At 31.9% G+C, this 24049-nt stretch carries 14 protein-coding genes; 2 read left to right on the top strand and 12 right to left on the bottom strand.

What is annotated here, in order from left to right:
* Positions 1-7: 7 nt before the first annotated feature.
* The 7 genes from AWN65_RS10970 to AWN65_RS11000 form a co-directional block, all read right to left on the bottom strand.
* On the bottom strand, positions 8-2158 hold the full coding sequence (locus tag AWN65_RS10970; protein ID WP_060383194.1) for a S46 family peptidase: 2151 nt from the start codon (positions 2156-2158) through the stop codon (positions 8-10).
* 148 nt (positions 2159-2306) lie between these two features.
* The gene (locus tag AWN65_RS10975; RefSeq protein ID WP_081078432.1) at positions 2307-11741 is read right to left on the bottom strand and encodes a S8 family serine peptidase; all 9435 of its coding nucleotides are present in this window, start codon (positions 11739-11741) and stop codon (positions 2307-2309) included.
* 2 nt (positions 11742-11743) lie between these two features.
* On the bottom strand, positions 11744-12274 hold the full coding sequence (locus AWN65_RS10980) for a discoidin/SUN/FTP domain-containing protein (protein WP_060383196.1): 531 nt from the start codon (positions 12272-12274) through the stop codon (positions 11744-11746).
* A gap of 30 nt (positions 12275-12304) precedes the next feature.
* Positions 12305-13093: a hypothetical protein gene (locus AWN65_RS10985; RefSeq protein ID WP_060383197.1), complete on the bottom strand. Its 789-nt coding sequence runs from the start codon at positions 13091-13093 to the stop codon at positions 12305-12307.
* A gap of 116 nt (positions 13094-13209) precedes the next feature.
* Positions 13210-13725: a hypothetical protein gene (locus tag AWN65_RS10990; RefSeq protein ID WP_014166321.1), complete on the bottom strand. Its 516-nt coding sequence runs from the start codon at positions 13723-13725 to the stop codon at positions 13210-13212.
* Positions 13726-13745: 20 nt separating this feature from the next.
* Positions 13746-14387, bottom strand: a complete 642-nt coding sequence (locus tag AWN65_RS10995) for a hypothetical protein (RefSeq protein WP_060383198.1) — start codon at positions 14385-14387, stop codon at positions 13746-13748.
* Between the two features lie 12 nt (positions 14388-14399).
* Positions 14400-15026: a ribosome-inactivating family protein gene (locus tag AWN65_RS11000; protein ID WP_060383199.1), complete on the bottom strand. Its 627-nt coding sequence runs from the start codon at positions 15024-15026 to the stop codon at positions 14400-14402.
* Between the two features lie 447 nt (positions 15027-15473).
* Here AWN65_RS11000 and AWN65_RS11005 point away from each other — a divergent pair, with 447 nt between their 5' ends.
* Positions 15474-16931 carry a M28 family metallopeptidase gene (locus tag AWN65_RS11005; protein ID WP_060383200.1) on the top strand — a complete coding sequence of 486 codons (1458 nt, stop codon included), beginning with the start codon at positions 15474-15476 and terminating at the stop codon, positions 16929-16931.
* Between the two features lie 157 nt (positions 16932-17088).
* Here AWN65_RS11005 and AWN65_RS11010 read toward each other — a convergent pair whose 3' ends face one another.
* The 5 genes from AWN65_RS11010 to hpt all read right to left on the bottom strand — a co-directional run bounded on the left by AWN65_RS11010 (position 17089) and on the right by hpt (position 22076).
* Entirely contained in the window at positions 17089-18357 is a 1269-nt protein-coding gene (locus AWN65_RS11010) for a M43 family zinc metalloprotease (RefSeq protein WP_060383201.1), read from the bottom strand.
* A 31-nt stretch (positions 18358-18388) separates the two neighbouring features.
* Positions 18389-19396, bottom strand: coding sequence for a GTPase ObgE (gene obgE, locus AWN65_RS11015; RefSeq protein WP_060383202.1), 1008 nt, complete (start codon positions 19394-19396; stop codon positions 18389-18391).
* Between the two features lie 134 nt (positions 19397-19530).
* The gene (locus tag AWN65_RS11020) at positions 19531-20763 is read right to left on the bottom strand and encodes a hemolysin family protein (RefSeq protein ID WP_060383203.1); all 1233 of its coding nucleotides are present in this window, start codon (positions 20761-20763) and stop codon (positions 19531-19533) included.
* Positions 20764-20931: 168 nt separating this feature from the next.
* Positions 20932-21504 carry an adenylate kinase gene (locus tag AWN65_RS11025; RefSeq protein ID WP_060383204.1) on the bottom strand — a complete coding sequence of 191 codons (573 nt, stop codon included), beginning with the start codon at positions 21502-21504 and terminating at the stop codon, positions 20932-20934.
* Positions 21505-21542: 38 nt separating this feature from the next.
* Positions 21543-22076, bottom strand: a complete 534-nt coding sequence (gene hpt / locus AWN65_RS11030) for a hypoxanthine phosphoribosyltransferase (RefSeq protein ID WP_060383205.1) — start codon at positions 22074-22076, stop codon at positions 21543-21545.
* 758 nt (positions 22077-22834) lie between these two features.
* Here hpt and AWN65_RS11035 point away from each other — a divergent pair.
* Complete coding sequence (locus AWN65_RS11035; RefSeq protein WP_060383206.1) at positions 22835-23992, top strand: 5-(carboxyamino)imidazole ribonucleotide synthase; 1158 nt, start codon at positions 22835-22837, stop codon at positions 23990-23992.
* Positions 23993-24049 lie beyond the last annotated feature (57 nt).

The raw sequence follows: 24049 nt of genomic DNA on the forward strand, positions 1-24049 counted from the left end.
AAACGTATTATTTTACTAATGTCATTTCATCTACAATATGTTTGGCACCTGAGAAATTCTCTATTACCCATAATACATAACGAATATCACAGTTAATTGTTCTTTGTAATTTTTTATCAAAGATTACATCTCCTGCCATTGCTTCAATGTTTCCATCAAAAGCTAGACCTATTAATTCTCCTTTACCATTTAAGACAGGAGAACCTGAGTTACCACCTGTTATATCATTATCAGATAAGAAATTCACGTGTAAAGTTCCATCTTTATCGGCATAACGACCAAAATCTTTGTTTTTATTCATTTCTAACACACGAGTTGGCAAATCAAACTCTGCATCTTCTTTTTTGTATTTTTTAACTTGACCTGCTAAAGTAGTGTAGTTATTGATAGTTGCTTCATTACGCTTATCTGCTGGCAATGCACGCACCTTACCATAGGTTAAACGTAAAGTAGAGTTAGCATCTGGATATTTTATATCTCCAATTTTAGAATCACGTAATCCTTGTACTAATTTACGAAATGCCACACCAAAATCGTTTTGTGCTTTTGCAATCGCATCTGATTTAGATGAAAAATGCGTTAACATATCATCAGATAATACATACAAAGGATCAGTAAGAAGAGCTGTCTCATTTGGGTTAGCAAGGAATGCTGTAATTTTTTCTTTAGATGTAAATAAACTCAAATCGAAAGCTTTATTTACATAGGCTGTAAAGTCATTATTATTTGTTTTAGCTAATTCAGCCACTTTAGGAGCAATAGAATAACCTGTAGATTTAGTAGCATATAATTTTAATTGCGCAGCTAAAATATCTTTTTCAGCAGGAATATGCACTTCTTTATACAACTCATCTGTCATTTTTAAAATAACTGGAGCTAATTGTGCACGTTTGGCAGCATCTGCTTTAGCATACATTTCTAATTGCTTACCAATAGTTCTACCAATAGAAGCAAAGTTAGAGGTACGGAACATTTGCATCATATAGTTATCATGACGTGCTTTTTCATTTGTCATTTTATAGAAATTGTTGATAGTTTCAACCACATTTCCATACTGTGCTTTGTTTTCTGCTTTATTTGCCCAAATATTGAATTTAGCTTCTTGAGCTGCTTTTGTTTTAGCTGTACCAAACTTAGTCAAAGCATCGATCATTCCTTGACGATTTTTCCAATAGTTGGCTGTAGAAGCAAATTTAGAAGCATATATTAGATTCAAAGCATCACTTTGATTCATATATTTTTTCATATTATCCATACCTGTTTTAGCTCCTTCAACCCAAGCTGGATAAGCATATTTTACGTTTTGCTCAATTCCTCCTGCTGGCATCCAACGATTTGTACGACCTGGATATCCCATAATCATTGCAAAATCACCTTCTTTAACACCACCTAAATTAACTGGTAAATGGTGTTTCGGTTTTAAAGGCACATTGTTTTCAGAGTATTCTGCAGGATTACCATTAGCATCAGCGTATACACGGAACATAGAAAAATCCGCTGTATGACGTGGCCACTCCCAGTTGTCCGTATCACCACCAAATTTACCTAAACTTTCTGGCGGTGTTCCTACTAAACGTACATCTTTATAATCTTGGTAAACAAAGTAGTAGTACTCATTTCCTTGAAAAAAAGGACGTACAGAAACTACATATTTACCGCCATCGTTATTTTCTTTTTCAATTTTTGCAATTTCAGCGTTGATTGCTTTTTCACGTTCAGCTTCGGTCATTGAATCATTCACAACGGCTAAAATTCTTTTTGTACAATCGTCCATACGAACAAAAAAACGAACAAACAAACTAGATGGTTTTAATTCTTCTTTTTTAGAACTAGCCCAAAATCCGTTTTTTAAATGATTTTTTTCAGCACTAGACAATTCAGCTATAGCATCATAACCACAGTGGTGGTTAGTTAAAACTAAACCTTCTTTAGATATCATTTCAGCTGTACAGCCTCCATTAAACTGAACAATAGCATTTTTTAAACTATTATTATTGATACTATAAATTTCTTCAGAAGTCAGCTGAAGTCCCATTTTTTGCATATCGCGGTGGTTTAAACGTTCTATAAACATTAAAAACCACATCCCCTCATCTGCTTTTACACTTGTGGGTATAAGTATAATAGCCGTAATTAGAGATAGAACTAATTTTTTCATAATATTAATTATAATCTTTTTTGTTGCGAATATAAAGGATATTTTAAGAATAATTCAATACCATCTTGAAATTAATATCTTTAACATTTAAAATTAATCAGGCTTGAAAATTTTCAAGCCTGATTTTTATAAGAAAAGTTTATACAATTTATTTAACTAATATTTTGTAAACTGAATTTTCTGCCTGATATCTCTCTAAGTTTATATAATACATACCATTTTTCATATTGATTGGTAAATAAATTTTCTTAGCTGTTTTATCAAATTTCAATTCAAAACGTTGTCCTATGGTATTAACTAAAACAACTTCTTTAATATCTTCGTAACTTTCACAATCTAAATTAATTACTTCTTCATTTTGTGAAATATAGTTTGGATACACTTTACATTTATTATTATTAGTAGAAACTACTTGAGTTTGATCTAATCTAGAAGAAGCAACTACAACAGGATTGTCACCTCCATAACATGGTATGTAAATTTGTATAACATATACTCTACCGTCTCTCATTTTTAATTTAGAAGTCACATTCCCTCTTTTACCAAAAAGACAATTCATCAAAAAAGTACTTCTACTTTCCGTTATTCCATCCGTTTCACCTGGATAATACGTTCTAGAAAAATTTTGATCTGGGAATCCCATCTGATCCCAACTCCACGTTACTTCTGCCACATCTTTTCCTTTCACTACTTCTCCATTATTATATTTCCATATAAACACATGAAAACCTGGCCAATTATAATTATAATCATACACTAAATTAGGTATTTCTCTTTTTTGAACCGTGTATTCTTGAGAATGGGTTTCTATCCAAACCCCTGATAAACATTGGTAACTGGCGACTAATTTTATTTTATCACCATTTGCCCATTCAGATCCTTTTAGTGTATAACTAGATCTACCATATCCTTCATAAACTCGTACTCCGTTTTTAGTCCAGTAGTAATAATAATTTCCTGACCCTCCTGTAAGACTAGCGCTTAATGATGAGGCATCTCCTGAACCATACAATATCCGTAATCCTGATATTGCAACGGAACTTGGTGAAGTATTTTTTTCTACTATATAACTTTGCGAAGAGGTTTCAATCCAAGTTCCTGATATACATTGGTAACTAGCTACTAATCTTATTTTGTCTCCATTTGACCACTCTGATCCCTTTAATGTGTAAGTAGATCTTCCGTATCCTTCATGTACTCTCACATCATTTTTAGTCCAGTAATAATAAAAATTAGCTGTTCCTCCTGTAAGATTAGCTGTTAAAGACAATTCTTCTGAATTACAAAATGAGCGTAATCCTGCTATTGCAACAGTACTTGGAGAGGTATATTTATCTAGGTTATACTCTTGTGAAGCTGTTTCTATCCAACTACCTGAAACACATTGATAACTCACAATCAATTTCAATCTATCTCCATTATTCCATTGATTTCCTTGCAATGTATAATTAGATTTATCATAGCCTTCTGACACGCGTGTCCCGTTTTTTGTCCAGTAATAAAAGAATCTTCCTGAGCCTCCTGTTACATTAGCAGATAAAGAAATACCATCCGAATCACAAAATGCTCGTAATCCAGTTACGGCAACAGCATTTGGTGAAGTATTTTTAACAATTGTATATTCTTGCGAAGGTGTTTCTATCCAACTACCTGATGCGCATTGATAACTCACAACCATTTTTAATTTATCGCCATTGCTCCATTGATTTCCTTGTAAGGTATAGGTTGATTTATCATAGCCTTCTGATACGCGTATTCCATTTTTTGTCCAATAGTAAAAAAATCTTCCAGAGCCTCCTGTTATGTTAGCAGATAAAGAGATACCATCTGAATCACAGAAAGGTTTTAATCCTGAAATTGCAAGTGAACTTGGCGAACTGTTTTTTACTATTGTTGATTCTTGTGAGTACAAATTAGACCATGATCCTCCTATACGAGTTAAATAATCAACTTGTAATTTCAATTTATCTCCGTTAGACCAATTTGTATTATCTACTGTATAATTTGCTTTATCGAATCCTTCTGTAATACGTTGTCCATTTTTATACCATATATAATATAGTCTATCACATCCTACTCCTCCTACTGTATTTGCGGATACACGGTAGGAAGTTTCACAACCGCTTAAAGTTCCTAATCCTGAAAACGAAACGGAAGTAGGTGCTGTTCGCTCATCTATTGTATATTCTGGCGATAGGATGTCTATCCAATTACCTGCTACGCATTGATAAGCTATTCCTACTCGTAATTTGTCGCCATTTGACCACTGAGACCCTTGTAAAGTGTAGGTTGATAGACCATATCCTTCATATACTCGTGTCCCATTTTTTGTCCAATAGTAATAGTAACTTCCTGTACCGCCAGTTTGTGTTAAACTTAAGTTTAAGCTATCACTTGCTAAAAAAGGAGCTAAACCGTTTACAGCTAATGAAGTTGGGGACGTGTATTTCTCTACAGTATATTCTTGTGAAGGTGTTTCTACCCAACTTCCTGAAATACATTGATAGCTAACCACTAATTTTAGTTTATCACCATTACTCCATTGATTTCCTTCTAAAATATAAGTGGATTTATCATAGCCTTCTGATACGCGTATCCCGTTTTTTGTCCAGTAATAAAAGAATCTTCCTGAGCCTCCTGTTATATTAGCAGATAAAGAAATCAAATCTGAATTGCAAAATGCTCGTAATCCAGTTACTGCAATAGCACTTGGTGAAGTATTTTTGTAAACCGTTATATTTTTTCTTGGACTAACACAATTATTACGAACAAATTCGGCACTTATCACATCACCATTATTCCAACTGTTAGATTGCAAGTAAAAATCTTTGCTTGTTTCTTGTGTAAGTACGTTGTTTTTATACCATCTTATTTGATCTCCTGAATCAAAACCAGAAACTGTAACTGAGGTTTCTTCATTAGAACAAAGTTGTATAATTTCTTTGTTTACAATAGGTATATTAGGTATATTAGATATGGTTATTGGCAAATCGTAAGTAATTGTACCATCAAAAAAACCTGTTGCACATTGAACTTGAACTAATACTTTTAATTTATCACCATTCGTCCAATCATTTCTATTCAATCTATAATTTCTCTTGTCATATCCTTCCGCAATACGTATATCATTTTTTAACCATACGTAATAAAATGATCCATTTCCTCCTTCTGTAACAATATTCAAATCAAGTCCTGATTCACAAGTTCCTAAAGTTCTTAATCCATTTACATAAACATTCAATGGGCGAATATTTTTATTGACGCTATACTCTTGTGAAGCTGTTTCTATCCAACTACCTGATGCGCATTGATAACTCACAACCATTTTTAATTTATCGCCATTGCTCCATTGATTTCCTTGCAATGTATAATTAGATTTATCATAGCCTTCTGATACGCGTGTTCCATTTTTTGTCCAATAGTAAAAAAATCTTCCAGAGCCTCCTGTTATGTTAGCAGATAAAGAGATACCATCTGAATCACAGAAAGGTTTTAATCCTGAAATTGCAAGTGAACTTGGCGAACTGTTTTTTACTATTGTTGATTCTTGTGAGTACAAATTAGACCATGATCCTCCTATACGAGTTAAATAATCAACTTGTAATTTCAATTTATCTCCGTTAGACCAATTTGCTTTATCTACTGTATAATTTGCTTTATCGAATCCTTCTGTAACACGTTGTCCATTTTTATACCATATATAATATAGTCTATCACATCCTACTCCTCCTACTGTATTTGCGGATACACGGTAGGAAGTTTCACAACCGCTTAAAGTTCCTAATCCTGAAAACGAAACGGAAGTAGGTGCTGTTCGTTCATCTATTGTATATTCTGGCGATAGGATGTCTATCCAATTACCTGCTACGCATTGATAAGCTATTCCTACTCGTAATTTGTCGCCATTTGACCACTGAGACCCTTGTAAAGTGTAGGTTGATAGACCATATCCTTCATATACTCGTGTCCCATTTTTTGTCCAATAGTAATAGTAACTTCCTGTACCGCCAGTTTGTGTTAAACTTAAGTTTAAGCTATCACTTGCTAAAAAAGGAGCTAAACCGTTTACAGCTAATGAAGTTGGGGACGTGTATTTCTCTACAGTATATTCTTGTGAAGGTGTTTCTACCCAACTTCCTGAAATACATTGATAGCTAACCACTAATTTTAGTTTATCACCATTACTCCATTGATTTCCTTCTAAAATATAAGTGGATTTATCATAGCCTTCTGATACGCGTATCCCGTTTTTTGTCCAGTAATAAAAGAATCTTCCTGAGCCTCCTGTTATATTAGCAGATAAAGAAATCAAATCTGAATTGCAAAATGCTCGTAATCCAGTTACTGCAACAGCACTTGGTGAAGTATTTTTAACAACTGTATGTTCTTCCGAAAATGTTTCAATCCAGCTACCTGATGTGCATTGATAAGAGACTGATGCTTTTATACGGTCGTTATTTGACCATTCCATAGGAATTAGAGCGAAAGCCGACATATCAGTACCTTCTACTAACTTAATCCCATTCTTATACCACTTGTATATAAATGTTCCACTACCTCCTGTAACATTCAAACTTAAAGTTAAATTATCATCATTTGAACAAAAAGGGCGTACTCCGTTAATAACTATATTCGAAGGAGAGGTTTGTTTTTCTATTACAAGAGAAACTTCTTTTGTAGTAGTAGGATCTAAATCCGTAAATACAACTGATTTTAATGTGTCTCCTGTATTTAAAACAGCTCCTGTAAAAGTAATATCGGAACTATTTGTGGATTGACGAATATTATTAAGATACCATATATATTTATATCCAATCGTTGTATCTCCTGTGATATTTACTAAATATCTTTGAGTATCATTAGCACATAACTTAGGATTGCCTGATATTGTAGTAGAAAAGTTGGGAACAAACTTATAATTGGTATTAAATTTAATTTTTTGTTGTGCTTTTCCACTTATGGCTACGTACATAGCGTTATAACTTCCTGTAGTATTTTTTGAATTTATAACAAAATCATAATTACCATTTCTGAGTATTGCATCTTTCAACACATTTTCATCTTCTGTAAAATTTTCATCTTTATTAAAATCTAGATAAAATTTAGGTTTCCCAAAAACAGATGATCCATTACTATTCGTTTGAGTTGAACTGAATGTATAGGTTTCTCCTGATTTAAATATAGTATAACTAGATTTAGACATCATGTCATAATCTGAATATGATCCATAAAAACCTACAAAACGTTTGTCATAAATTTTTGAACCAGAAGAATCAGTAATGGTAATTTGATTAAAACGTGTTTTTAATAAACTTACTCTGAATAAAATTTCTTGTTTTGCACTACCAGCAATGGCTACATATTTAGCTAAAACGGCACCTGTACCTACACAACATGAAGGAATTTGAAAATCATAACGTCCTGCTACCAAATTACTACTTAATAACAGATCTTCTGAATTTTGTAAAATTCCATCACCATTTAAGTCAACAAAGAAATTAGGTTTCCCATAAGATGTGCTACCATCGCTATTGTTTTGAGTAGGAACAAACTGATAATTTTGACCCGCTGTATAAATAGCCACTGGGGCTGCTGAACTAATGTCATAATTTGCATATCCATTATATGGACTTGGAAAATTATATGTAAATAGAACTGTACCTGCAGTTTCCTTTACTTCTACCTTTGTAAATCTAGTCTTAACTTCTAATTGTATTTTTAATATTATTTCTTGTTTTGCACTATTAGATGAAGCATAAAGAAGAGCTTTAGTTGAAGCATTAACTCTAAAATTAGTTGGTAATGTAAATTTGTATCGTCCTGATACTAGTACGGATTTGAACAAAACATCTTCACTAGCTTCTAAAATACCATCATTATTTAAGTCTATAAAAAATTTAGGTTTGTTAAAACTTGTTGTCCCATCGTTATTACTTTGAGCAGCTGAAAAATAATAATCTACACCTGATGTCAAGCTCACTTGTGAAGTAGTACCTAAATCATAATCTTTATATTCAGTGTATGAATTAGTAAATAAGACATTGGTGTTATCTTCAATTTTCACAGTACTGAAGCGTGTTTTTAGAGAATTTCCACTTGGTGTGTAAGAAACAAAACCACTTGGTATAGCAAATAAGCCTCCTAACACCCCTACTACAAACTGACCTGAACCTGCTATAGTGGCTCCTGCGGCTCCTGCTATTGCAACTAATGCCCCTCCCCCTGGACCTGGTTTAGGAGTATTATCATAAGATTCGTTTTCTTCCTGATTACATGATTTTACAAAGTCCGCTTCCGAACGTTTATAACAAGATCCTGTGGTTACAACTGCTTGATAAATACCTGAACTGGTTCCTGTAGTTGTTAAAGATTTGCTATTTTGTTGAACAACTCCATCTTTTATAAACTGGACAGTTGCATTAGGATTTGATGATAATAAATTTTGTAACACGTTTTGTTTACTAGGATCGGTAGCTTGAGCCGTTAGCGTAAAAGAACTGGTTCCTTTAGCTGGACAAAATTCAGCAGTACTTTCTGTTAAGCTAATCGCCGGTATTTCTGAATTTGGTAAATCTACTTTATCTGAATTACTAGGTGTAGATTTTAATCCCATGGATAACATTAGTTTTTTTTCAGTAGATGAAATTTCTATTGTTCCTTCTTTAGTAATATTTAAATAGCTATTTGTGGTAACGTTTTTTACTGTATATAATACATTTTTATTACTGTCTCTACTCAGATCAAAAAGATCGGCTTGATCCATTGTAGAACAAACAACAGCCCCCCCAACAAATTTTAAGCCATAGTTTTTATTAGACTTAGAAATAATTTTTCTGCTGGTTGTATCATAATAAAAAACAAAATCTCCTGGTAACAAAACGGTTGGATCTTGTTTGTATTCTTCTACCGTTGGCTTAAAGTTTGTTCCATTAGTATCATTATAACGTAAAAACTTTTTAAAAGTCTGATCTGATATAACGAAATAATTATTTTTTGAATTTTCTTTAACTTTTACAGCTATATATTCACTGTTTTTAAGAGGTAATTCTGTAGTAATTGTTTTTTCGGCGACTGTCCCTCCTGAACTAGTAAATTTAGTCCATTCATAATCAACAACATCAGGCGAAGGATTTTTAACTAGAACTTTAAAATTATCCTCACAGTCAGGCTTTGTAAAATCTAGTGTTATTTTTTTATCTGCAACTGTAAAAGCATAAGATAACGTTTCCTTATTTGAATCTAGCTTTCTATTGTTTAATTTATCTTTTATTGTAAAATAAAAAGTTCCTGGAAAATTTATTTCTATTTTTTTACTTATAAAATCTCCTTTGCATTTTAGTTCTTGCCCTCCTAATGTAATTTCTTTTCCATTATAGTTTAAAACTAAATCAAACTTTTGTGGGTAATTATTTGAGTCTGTATCTTCCGCTTGAATGTTTATATAAGCGGGTTCAAATTGCCCTGGTACTAACTCTAAGTCAGGAACGTCAAAATCTACAGTAGGCATGGTAAAATTACCAATCACTTCATATACTCTTCTAAATTTTTGAGAAGATTCAACAACCAAACCATCTGTATTGATAATTTTCACAAAAACCTCTACATCATATTGTCCTATTTCATTTAACCCTTTAAAAAAACAAACATCCCCTAAAAGGCATAAACCAGAATCTTTACTTAATTCATAATTATTACCTGATTTTTTATTTGTCAGAATAGCTTTTACAAATTCTACCGTTTGTACTTTATTGTCTAGCGGGTTTGCTTCTTGTACAAAACCTATTTTAAATAGGTCTCCTACATTACCTTGTGCATTAGCTACATCCATATCAATAGTAACATAAGGCAGAAAACCAGACATAACAATACTCAAGGGGCAGGCTAATTGATTCCCTTTTAGAGATTCTCCTTTAACAATAAGGGTGTAATATCCTTTTGATAAGTATTCTGGAGAAATTTGTTCTACTGTATTAATCTTATCTATACCATTAATAGCTGGCTTCTTAGGATTTTTAGCATCTAATATATAGGGCTGATAAATATCTCCTTGCTGTGATTGTAAACTTAAATCTATATTTGCATTCAACCCAAACCCAAAATCTTCATCCATCCATGCTGCTGTTATTTTAGGCACATCTCCTCCTGGATAATACAACGGAATTTTATATATTATTTCAGAACTAGCTCTTAGTGTTTTTACATCTTGGATAACTAAGGCGTTTTTAGCAGCGTATCTAAATAATTCTTCTCCATTACATTGCCCCCAACCTGACATATAATCAGGACCTGGATCGCCTATATCCAATGCACTATTTATTAAAGAGGCTTTAATTGTTGTAGCTGTAGGATATTGACCATTATTTATTTTATATTCTTCAGAAAATGCCGAGACAATAGAACTTACTAATGGGGTTGCAAAGGATGTCCCTTCTTCTTTTTTAAAATTAAAATCAATAGTCTGACCCTCTGCACAAATATCAGGTTTTATACGTCCATCTGTAGTAGGTCCAATAGAGGTATATTCTGTTACAGAATAATTTCCAGCATCATTCAGCATACTTGTAGCACCTACAGTTATTAGGTTTTTCCCCCCAGCATAAGAATTAATAGAACCATTTATTTGGGAAGGTTTTGGGTATAAAACGCCATTGCTTCCGTAGGGGATTTTAATTTTCTTTCCATTTTGGTCATCTACATAAATATCGGAGCCCAACTGTATTTTTGAGTCAATTTCTTCCGATCCTCTATGACCGTGATTTCCAGCTGCAAATAACAGAACCGCTTGGTTATTATTTAAATAAGAAAATTGATTATACTCTTTTTCTTTATAAGAAATATCTTTTAGTCTATCTAGATAATCATCTCCATTAAAACCTCCTCGCCAATAAGGTATTCCTTCGGTTACTGTCCATTGAAAAGGAGCTCCCCATGAACAATTAATGGCAAAAAATTTAGACGGATCTTTTTTCAATTCCTCTTTATAGTCTCTTAATGAACCGATTCCTCCACTAACTGAATACTGACCTATTACATTATTATTTAGGTTTTTACCTACAAAAACACCACGCTGAAATTTTGTGGGGTCTCCCCCGATCATTACAGCTGTAACATCTTCAGCGTGTTCATCTATTGCATGCACACCTCCTATTTCCCGAAAATTATCTTTAAAATTTTTAAAATAATCTCGGGTCATATTAGCAAAACCACCTATTTCAGAAATAATGATCGAACCAAATGATTTAACACCATTAATGTATTTAGCTATTTGTTCGTTTATATAATCGTGTCCTAGTGCGTCAAATCGTGAAGCCTTATTAGCTTTTATTGTATTATTAATAAGTTCTTCATAGATCAATTTTCCATTAAGTGTATCCAAATTAGTTTTATTTGGACAATCTTTTATTAAATCGTACTCTTTTTGTATTTTTTTATCAAAGGCTTCTTTTTTAGTTTGAATTGAATTCCACAAGATATTTTGCTGTGGTATAAAAGGTCCGAAAAAACCTGTTTCTAATGTATTAGTCTGTATTTGAGAAAAAAGAGACACATTAAACAGTAAGAAAAATAGAATTTTATGTCTCATATTTAATTACATGTTTTAATTCCTGAACCGATCACTACTCCTTCAAACCCCATTTCAGCACAACTAGTAAAATTACCGTATGCTTGAGTTACTTCAAATTTAAAAATTGCGGGATTATTAATAGGTTGTGATAAATTAATAACTTTATCCGTATTATCTGCAATCCAAATAAATTCTCCGTTATTTCCGCCTGGTAAAGGGATAAAAACGGTAGGAGCATTTGCAAGGCTATAGGATATATTTACTTTGGTAAAAATTCCATTTAATCCTAAACGCCTAGGTTTATAAATTACTTTACTAACACTAGAGCAGGTGTTACTCAAATAAAATTGTAAGGTATTAGGCACTCCACTAATCGACCATTTAGAATGATAGGCAGATTTTACATCTTCATCATAAGCATAATCTAAATTATTTGGAGCTTGAACGGACTCTTCTTCAATGGTAGCGGTTGCGTACACCACTGGAATTCTTGACTGAGCTTGCAATATAAACCCTGTAAGAATAAAAAATAAATAAAAAAATAATTGCATATAAATTAGGTTAAATTTAGTTTATTGGGGTTAGTTTAAGGAGCATGTGTTTGATATTACATTACGCGCTTTTAAATCTTCTATCAATGCTTTATCAATTTCTACATACAAATTGTTTTCTGGAGTATTTACAGGAGCGTTTTTTACAGGAAAGCCTTGTAAAAACATATAGTAGGCTAGTTGAACAACAGTAGTTGAATATTCAATATGGGGATTTATAGAAGCATAACTGCATTTATCCTTTATATAGGCCTTTACCTCAGGTTTCAACTTAGTGCAAACATCAGTTAAACTAACAATTTTTTGCATCTGTTCTGTTCGTTTAGTATTTTCTGCTAGATCCATCCATTTGGCTTGTCTTAAATTTTCATTTAATCTTACTCCATCAGCAACGTACTGAGGAGCAACTGGATTATCTTTTATAGGTGATTTGTAATTAACAAAATCTTGAAGTAAGTTTTGATTAACTGAAACATGTATTAACTCGTGTAAAAGAGTGCCTGCACTATTTTTTGAATAACCAATAGTATAACTTTTAGGTAATCCTATTTCTGTATCATATTTACAAATTGTGGATCCTCCTTGTCTTGTATCTTCTCTGTTTAAAGAAGTAACTAATTCAATATTTCGTAAAGCATCCTTGATAGCAATAGCTAAATACGGATTTGAAACCACAAAACTATGACTTTTCAAAACGCGTATATCGCGTTGAACTTCTGGATCTATAACTTCTTTTTTGCACACATTTTTAAATGCAAAAAGAGAAAAAACACTCCCTAAAAACAAGGGAATTGTAGATTTAGGTAAAATTTGATTCATTTTATATTTTTTTTAACATAATATTATAAAGTTATAATTGATTTTAAATATCTACAAATAAAATCTCATAATTATTTCTATATTATCTAAAAAATCAAAATTCTTTATAATATAGTTCAATTTTTAATAAATATATTGTATATTAAATTTCCCCCTTCATACGGAAAACCGGTAATTCTGGGGGGATTTGATTGATAATCTACACATTTTAAACTTGGATTGATACCGTTATTATAATATCCACTATCACGGGTAACTACCACCATGTGACCACTACCTCCTTGACGTGTATAAGCTAATCCTACACTTTGTCCATTGGGTAAAGTAGAAAGAAGACAATAAGCAGTAGCTTCATCTAAACCTGTAATACACCGAACACTAACTCCTGCATTTCTAAATAAATCTATAATTTCATCTATCTGTGCAGTATCTTGTTGCATTATACCTGTTGATGCAACTAAATCTGTAACTGTTGTGTTTAGCAATGCTGCAGTAGAACAGTAATAACAATTTTCATTTAAACAATAACTATTGGTTGACTTTATGGGATCCATAACAGGATAAAAACCTTTTTGTCCTAACCCCAAAAAAGAAAAGAACAAGAAAAACAAAGTAGTAATAAACTTTTTCATAAAATTATACATAGTAAAAATTAAAAAATAATACAGCGTTCTCTCCTTCTATCACTTACCTCTCTTCTAATATCTACTTTTAATCGTATATCATCTAGTTTATCAAATTCCTCAATAGCTTTTTTTTGCTGTTCACTTAATTTGGGTTTTGTACAGTCAGGACACACAAAAGTATACAATGACTCACCACTCCGAAGTTGGTGATCCAAAACAGGATTTTGACCTTTAGTTCTAGTTACTAACTCATTCATCCAATCTTTGGCTGGAAGACAAATAATATCTTCATCTAGTGGATCTACTCCTCTAAATTGTTTATGAGTTGGATCTAATACCAATTCTTTTCCTTTAAAAATTATTGTTACAGCAGTGTGATTAAATGATTCGTATTGAGGATAACGCCATTTCCAATAAGCAAAAGTAGCCCCCTCACCAACTGAAAAACCTTTTGAAGATAATAGCATTTTAACACGTATAACATCAACACATGCCCCTCCATTAGTGGATATAAATTCTTTTATTGCATCTTTTGCTCTGTCTAGATATTGCCTTAACTCTTCCTTTTGCTGTTCCGTTTGCAAATTGGAAGATACAATAGCAAAACGACTACAAGGATCTTGTGAAAATCCTTTTATAAAAAACAAAAACAGTATATAAAATTTCATAGATTTAAAAAATTAAAAATTATTATCTCCTAACAAAGTTGTATTCCATCTTTTTATCATATCATAACGAGTTGACGCATCAAATGGAGTAGAAGTTCTTAACATATTATATACATCTGTTTCAACAGACTTAAAACGGGAAGTTTCACAAGTCATGATGATGATTTTAGTTAATGCAGAAGATAATGCAGAAGATATTATTGTACCTTTAAAATTACTTATTGTTCTAACTAAAGTCTCTAACTCAGCTTTATTAATCATTGGCAATGAGGAAGCATGACCTAAACTTCTATAAGAACCATCTATCGAAAGAATGATACTATTGATCCCTTTCAATTCAGGATTTGGGAAAGGTTCTATATTGAATAAATAATCTCTTCCATCTCCTCCCTTAAATCCTATGACATACAATGAAGCGTTTGGGGCGGGTATGCAAGCCCTACTTTCAAAAGCTGCATTAAGGTACAGAAGGCAACTGGCTTCATTAATCTTTACTTTAACTTGTAAAACATTCGGAACATTTGCATTTCCTCTAAAAGCATCTCTAATATTTTGAATATTAGAATTATAAACAGTATGTTCTAGATTTAGGTCAAAAACTCCTAGAACTCTACTTTTTTTCAGATAAGATTTATCCAATTGATAAATCTTTTTTTGACAATTTACTTTTTTTCGTTGATCCCTAAAAAAACAAGAGATAAACAAGAAAATAATAATTCTTTTAACATATATTTAATATTTAATTCAAAAGCAATATAAACAAAAAATACTTATTGTTTAAATAAATAAAACCAAATATTTATTTTTTACCAAAAAACACAACTAGAACTTTCTTTTATAACAACAAATATGTGTTTTCAGTAAATAATCTTTAAAAAAGCAAAACGCAGTTTAATAAAAACCATTTAGATTTAACGATCGGCAACTGAAAAGACTTAATTACAGGCTTGTATTAAAAAATAATTCTTTTGTGTTTTATTTCTAATTACATTTAGACATTAAAAACGATCTTTTCTTGATCTAATATTTAACGGTTTAACAGAATTATTTAAAAAACATATACTTTAAATTCAATTACAAATAGAGATGAAAAAAATCTTATTGATTTATTTAGCCGCTTTAACGGCACAGGCACAAGATTATAAGAAGCCCTTAGTAGAAGCCCTTAAAGAAAAAGATCTTCGAACTGATATGTACCAATTAGCAGGGGATCAATTTTTGGGGCGAGAGGCTGGTACTTTAGATGAACTAAAAGTATCTACTTGGTTTGTTAATAAAATGAGAGAAACAGGTATGCAACCAGCTGGAGAATTTGGCACTTATTATCAATTTTTTGACATGTATCGTCATCAAATAAGTCCGAATAGTTATATAAAGATAGGTAATAAAAGTCTTAATATATGGAAAGACATATTAGTAGCGGATGTGGTAAATGCTGATTTTAAAACGGCTATTGTATATGTAGGCAAGGCGGAACCCGATGAATTAGCTACGAAGAACATTCAAGACAAAATCGTTGCAATTGAAATTTCTGACACCAATATAGACAAAGAGATGACTTTGTTTGAACGCCGTTACCCTGGTTTTATTAAAACAAAATATTACAATCAAGTAAAAAAATTAGGTGCTAAAGGAATTATATTTATAACAGACGCCATTTCCGAAAAAAGTTGGACAGAAGTACTCCCTCAAATGACACGAGGTATATATGGTATAGAGGGATTACGAGATAAAGTTGAAAACACTCTTCCTTTATTTTGGATTAAAAGATCCAACAAAGAATGGTTAACTCAAAATCCAGAAATAGAAATTCGTCTAGAAACGGAAACGTATCAATATCCATCCGTTAACCTAATCGGAAAAATAGACGGAACAGATCCTCTGCTAAAAAACGAATATGTATTAATTAGCGGTCATCAAGATCACGATGGTATCCGACACGTAGTAATGAATGACAGTATATATAATGGAGCGGATGATAATGCAAGCACTTGTGTTGCTATGCTTGCAATAGCTAGAGCGTATCAAAAGCAACCTTCAAAACGCAGCCTCTTATTTGTATTTCATGGTGCAGAAGAACGAGGATTATTAGGTTCTCGATATCATACTCAACACTTAATGGTTCCTAAAGACAAAATAGTGGCTGTATTAAACGGCGATATGATTGGGCGTAATAATTTAGATGAGGCGGCTTTATTAGGAGGAGAAAGTCCTCATAAAAACTCTGATGATTTAGTTAAAATGGCTATTGATGCTAACAACGAAAGTACCCGTTTTAAATTTTTAAAAGATTGGGATTTACCTGAGCATCCTGAATATTTTTATTTTAGAAGTGATCATGCTCCTTATGCTCGAATGGGGATACCTGCTATTTTTTTTACTTCTGTTTTACATCATCAATATCACACACCGCAAGATGAATCAGAAAATATCAATTTTAAAAAATTATATAAAATGACGGAGTGGATGTACAGAACTTCATGGAAAGTTGCTAACGAACCTAAACGTCCAAAACTTCTTGATAACTTTAAACTTGAACGATAGTTTTATACAACGAGACTGTCCAAAAAGTTCGCAATCTTGTTCATTTCGACCAAAGGGAGAAATCACATAATATTGATTATGAAACTCCTCCTTACCGGAGTGACAAACTGCATTTTGATTTATTACTTTTTGGACAGCCTCTTTTTTTTAATGTATCTTATCGTTTGTTTACTTTCTTTATTATTTCTTCATTATCAAATCTCATAATTATAAAATAAACTCCAGAATCTAAGAAAGACAAATCGTGCTTTTCTTCTATTTCTACTTGGGTATCATTTATTTCATAAACAATTCTACCTATACGGTCTACTACTTGAAGGGTATATAAAGAGGGTGCCTTTTCAAAGGTTATATTTAATATATCATTAAATGGAACTGGGTAAATATTAAAATCTTTTTTAGGCTTAGGATCCGTTACAACTACAGGCCCCTTATCAAATACATCTTTAACAAATTGAGATGATATCAAATCATAATAGGTTTTCATAGCAGCGGCTTGTTGTTGTGTAAACATATACATACAAGGATCATCTAGATAATCCATATAGTTCATGGTTAAAGCTTTTTCATTTGGCTCACAACCAGGAACTGATCCTGGTTTAAGACAACCAAAACTTGCGTAACCCACTTTTGGTGTATCTGCTATACCATCATCACTAGTTGCACAACCTTTACCATCACCGAAAGTATGTCTTAAGTTAAAAAAGTGTCCTAATTCATGCGTCAATGTTCTTCCTAAATCATTATTTTTCACAGGTACATACCCTGGACATCCTAAACCACTACCAAAACAAAAAGTATTTATGACTACAGTATGACCTTGTGATGGTCTTCCTCCCAAAACAGAATAGCCTAATATTTGCGAATTATCTTTTTCAGGGATTTGACGAACTACTAAATTCATATATCCCTTCCATGTAGGATCTGAATCAGAATTATTTAAAAAATCTGTACCAAATGTAATCGCTGGAACGCCATCTACTAATCCTGATTCTTTGGGATGATTTTTCGTAGCTAAAACAAATTGAACATTCATTTTTCCGTTCAAAGTATTAGGATACATACGCGCATCAACGCTCCACTTTGAAAGGTCTTTATTCTCCGCATTATAATCCGCGTTTAATATATCTATTTGGCTTTGTACTAATCCTGCTATACATTTTTTATCGTTTTCAGTAGGAGATGTAAACATTGGAAAGTGAACTGCTACGGGTATTTTTATAGGTTCAGCTAGTTTATCTTCTGTTTTTCCTTCTCTAGTATTTTTTAAAAGTCTTTCCTTAAATTTAGTTTGTAATTTATAATGATCTATTTTGTTTTTTGGATCTTTTAAATATTCCTGCATATAGGATTCCGTACCACATTTTCTATCTTGAGCAAACCCTAAGACAGAAATTACTAAAAACAACTTAAAAATTATTTTCATCACTTAGATAATATATTAGTTTTTTAAAATTTTAATTTACCGTGTTAAGCATTTTCCACAACTTATCTTTTAACTCTAGCATTCCTTGTTGCGCTACAGAAGAAATAAATAAATATTCAATACCTTTAAAATCCTGATCTAATTGTACTTTCATTTCAGTCTTTAACTCATCATCTAACATATCACATTTAGAAATTACAACTAATCGTTCTTTATCTAAAAGTTCTGGATTATATCTACGTAATTCATCAATTAAAATATCGTATTGCTTTCTAATATTATCCGCATCAGCAGGAATCAAAAAAAGCAAGGTAGAATTACGCTCAATATGACGTAAAAAATAATGTCCTAACCCACGACCTTCCGCTGCTCCTTCTATAATTCCTGGAATATCGGCTATTACAAAAGATTGAAAATCACGGTATGCTACAATTCCTAAATTAGGTTTTAATGTTGTAAAAGGATAGTCAGCTATTTTAGGCTTAGCAGAGGTTAGTACAGATAATAATGTAGATTTACCTGCATTAGGAAAACCAACTAAACCCACATCTGCTAGTACCTTTAATTCTAGAATAATATCCATTTCGTTACTCGGCATGCCTGGTTGAGCATATCTTGGTGTTTGATTAGTTGCGCTTCTAAAATGCCAATTTCCTAATCCTCCTTTACCTCCTTTTACCAATATTTCTTTTTGTCCATGTTCTGTAATTTCAAATAATACTTCATCTGTATCTTTGTCTTTTACTACAGTTCCCAAAGGCACTTCTAGGAACTTATCTTCTCCATCATGACCTGTAGAACGAGATGAACCTCCATCTCCTCCATGACCTGCTTTAATATGTCTTAAAAATTTCAAATGAAATAATGTCCATAGATTCTTATTTCCTACTACTATAACATGACCTCCGCGACCTCCATCTCCTCCATCAGGACCTCCTTTTTCAATAAATTTTTCTCGGTGTAAATGAGAAGAACCTTTCCCTCCTTTACCTGAAGCTGCATATATTTTTACGTAATCTACAAAGTTACCCTCTGTCATCTTTTCTTTTTTATTGCTTTATATATAAATCAAAAGTATTCAAGAACAGGTTATTGCTTTCTTCTTTACTCACAACCTTCTTTTACTTCTCTCTCCCCAACCATTAGCTTGATCTTCAGCTATTTTTTTTAATTTTAATTTATTTCTCTTAATGAACGAACAATCACTTTATCTATCTTTACTCCATCCATATCTATTACTTCTAGTTCCATTCTATTCCAAATAAGTTTTTCTCCTACTTTGGGAATGGAACCTAATTCTGTCATAATTAATCCACTTACTGTTGTAACTTCGTAATCATTAATCAGATCATCCATATCAAAATAAGTTAGGAAATCATGCAAAGAATAATGTCCATCTACAAGCCAACTTCCATCTTCTCTTGATATTAACTGAAATTCTTCTTCATAAAACTCAGAAGCATCACCTACTAATGCTTCTAAAATATCATTAAGAGTTATAATACCTTGTAATACGCCATGTTCATCTGTTACAAAAGCATAATGTACCTTTGTTTTCTTAAAAATTTCTAAAGCCTTATAGGCCGAAGTGTGTTCGATAAAATAAACAGGTTCTTTCGTTATTGAACGCAAATCAAAATTTCCTCTATTTTCAAAACTTGCAAATAAATCTTTCAAAAAGACCACTCCTACAACATTATCTAAATTATCTTCACAAACAGGATATACAGAGTGTAATTCTTCTAATACTTGTGATTTTAAATCATTCACATGATCTTCTAATGAAAGATAAACTACTGATTTTCTATGTGTCATTAAGGAATTAACTTTACGATCACCAATATGAAAAACACGTTCTACTATGTCTTGTTCAATTTCTTGTACTTCTCCTCCTTCAGTTCCTTCTTTAATAATAGCCTTTATTTCCTCTTCAGTAACCTTTCCGTCTGCTGTTGGTTTTATATTAAGAACTTTCAATATAAACTCAGTAGAACTGGTTAATAACCAAATAAAAGGAGCTGTAGCTACGGAAATCATTTTCATAGGTACAGCTACCGCTTTAGCAATTGTTTCAGGGTAATTTAAACCAATTCTTTTAGGTAATAACTCTCCTAACACTAAAGAAAAAAAAGTTAACATTACCACTACAACTCCTGTCCCTAAGCTTTTAGAATATGGAACTGTTACAGGATAACTTGCAAAAAACGCTTGTACATCATGCGTTATTTTATCTCCAGAGTAAATACCTGTTAAGATTCCTATTAAGGTAATCCCTATTTGTACCGTTGACAAAAATTTATTGGGAGAATTGGCTAAATCTAATGCTGTTTTTGCACTCGTATTGCCTTTTTTGGCTGCGGTTTCTAACCTATTTTTTCTTGCTGATATGAGTGCAATCTCTGACATAGAAAAAACTCCATTTAACAGTATCAACAAGAATATTATGACTATTTCCATTAATTATCTTCGTTTGATTTGGGTAAGTTTTAAACTATAAATCATTTGTTTTATTTGATTTAATTTACACAAAAATATAACATTTCGCCTTTTTAATTTAAACCCTACAAACAAATCTTATAATTTTTCTATAACTGAACTTAATCGTTGTGTAACTTCTTCAATTGTACCAATACCATCTATAGCATGAAATTTTCCTTTATTTTGATAATACCCAATTAAAGGGGCTGTTTTTTCATTATATTCTTCGTAACGGTTTCTTATTTTTTCTTCATCTTGATCATCTGTACGTCCTGATGTTTTACCACGTTCTAGTAATCGTTGTACTAAAATTTCATCATCTGCTTCTAGAGCAATCGTTGCTGTAACTATCTGTTCTTTACTGGTCAGAAAAAGATCAAGAGCTTCTGCTTGGGCAATAGTTCTAGGAAATCCATCAAATAAAAAACCAAATGAATTAGAATTCTTTTCAACTTCAGATTCCAACATCTTAATGGTAACATCATCTGGCACTAAATCACCTTTGTCAATATATGTCTTAGCTAACATTCCTAATTCCGTTTTATTTTTAATATTAAAACGAAAGATATCTCCAGTTGACAAATGAGTTAAATTATATTTTTTTGTTAAAAATTCAGCTTGAGTCCCTTTTCCCGCTCCAGGTTTTCCGAAAAGAACGATATTAATCATTTTATTCTAAAATTTTTATTTTGTTAATCTTATTTTTATTATTCTGCTAACTGATATACTTCCCTCAGGTTTCGTCCTAAACCATCATAATCTAAGCCATACCCTACAATAAACTTATTTGGAATTCTAATTCCTACATAGTCTAGCTTTATCTCTTTAGTATAAGCCTCTGGTTTAAAAAACAAAGTAGCTATTTTAAGTCTTTTAACCCCTTGGTTCTTAAAAATATTTTTTAGTTCTTCTACTGTATTTCCTGTATCTACAATATCTTCTACGATTACCACACTTCTCCCTTGTAAATCTTGATTTAAACCAATTAACTGTTTCACTTCATGAGTCGTACTGATCCCTTCATAAGAAGCTAATTTTATAAACGAAACTTCGCAAGAAGAATCATAATGCTTCATCAAATCTGACAAAAACATAAACGATCCATTGAGTACTCCTATAAAAACGGGTATTTCATCTTCAAAATCATTTTTGATTTGCTGGGCTAAATTACCTATAGCGAAATCAAGCTCTTCAGACCCTATAAACGGTTTAAAATACTTATCGTGTAACTTAATCTCCATTTTGTGTTGTTTAAAAAAATAAACAGCAAAGATAACATAAAGATTTTAGATATTAGTTTTAAGTTCTTAAGTTTTTATTTACTTTTTGGAACTCTATTTTAAAAAAATAATCTTGTAGAAAATTATTTTTTCATTCAAATTCAGTAAAAAATAATTATTTCATCAGATTTTCGTTTCCTTAAATTATAAAACCAATTTAAAAACTCTGATGATCAAATAAATAATATTTCTCATTATTTATTTCATTCTCTTTATCATTATGTAGTTCGCTATAAAATAAAATATTGCTCACAAAACAGCGTTAAAACTCTAGTTAGTTTATGAAATAAAAAAAATCCCCCTCTAACCTATCAAAATTTAACTTTCAAAGTTTAACTTTTTACTCTAAAATTCGCATCATATAAGACAAAGACTACAACATAGAGATAAAACAACTAAAACACAAGACAATAAACAAAACACAACAAGCTCAACAACAAATAGTTAACCAATAAAAAATAAAAAAAACAGACTTTAACAAAATATACGGAAAAACCGTATATTTTTTAACAGAATTTTCTCTAATTTTGAATCAAGCAAAACAAACTAAAAAACTATAAATAAACACCCTACTTATTTCAAAGCGTACTTTTAACCCAAAGTCGTCTTTCATTAAAATACCCTTCCCAAACGGGGTATTTTTTTTTATTAATACCTCATCTTCATTCGTTTTTTTGAAAAAATAGTATATTTGCTCTACACACAACACAACAACTACAATGAATTATTATTTTTCTTCCGATTTTAAATTGGGAATATTAGGAGGTGGTCAATTAGGAAAAATGCTTCTATGGGAAACACAAAAATTTGACATCCAAACATTTGTTCTAGATCCTAACGAAGAAGCTCCAGCAAGAACAGGATGCGATGAATTTTACCAAGGTAATTTACTAGATTTTGACACCGTTTATCAATTTGGAAAAAAAGTTAACTTATTAACTCTTGAAATAGAACATGTAAACCTAGAAGCTTTAGAAAAACTAGAAGAAGAAGGCTTAGCTATTTATCCATCGCCCAAAACCTTACGATTAATTCAAAACAAAGGACAACAAAAGGATTTCTATTCAAAAAACAATATTCCTACTTCAGTACACCAACGTTTTTTTGACATTACTGATCTAAAAGAAGCTATTAAAAAAAATGAATTAGAATTTCCTTTTGTCTGGAAATCAGCTCAAGGTGGTTATGATGGGAATGGCGTAAAAATTGTTCGTTCTAGCATGGATTTACTTGATTTACCTGAAGTAGAATGTTTAGCGGAAGACTTAGTTTCTTTTAAAAATGAGTTAGCGGTAATAGTTGCTCGCAATCCTAAAGGAGAAATAAAAACATATCCCGTAGTTGAAATGGAATTTCACCCAGAAGCCAATCAGGTAGAATACACCATTTGTCCTGCTAGGATTGACGATACTGTAGCACAAAAAGCACGCGAGGTGGCTTTAAAGGTTTCTGAAGCGATGAACCACGTGGGCTTGCTTGCGGTAGAGATGTTTCAAACAGAAGATGATGATATTCTTGTAAATGAAGTTGCGCCTCGCCCACACAATTCAGGTCATTATAGTATTGAAGCAAGTTATACCTCACAATTTGAACAGCACCTGCGGGCTATTTTAGATTTACCTCTAGGCAATACAAATAGTAAAGTAGCTGGTATTATGGTAAATTTAGTCGGAGAAGAAGGCTATTCTGGACAAGTAGTCTATAAAAATATCGGACAAATAATGGCAATAGAAGGTGTGACTCCTCATATTTATGGAAAACGCGAAACAAGACCTTTCCGTAAAATGGGACATGTAACGATAGTAAATGAAAACATGAGTGAAGCAAGAAGAATTGCTGAAGAAGTAAAAAATAATATTAGAGTGATTAGTCAATAGAAAAGCCTCCTAACCCCCAAAGGGGGAATTTAAAAATTCATAAAAAGTTATAAATTT

The sequence above is a fragment of the Flavobacterium covae genome (assembly GCF_001534645.1).
GTDB lineage: Bacteria > Bacteroidota > Bacteroidia > Flavobacteriales > Flavobacteriaceae > Flavobacterium > Flavobacterium covae.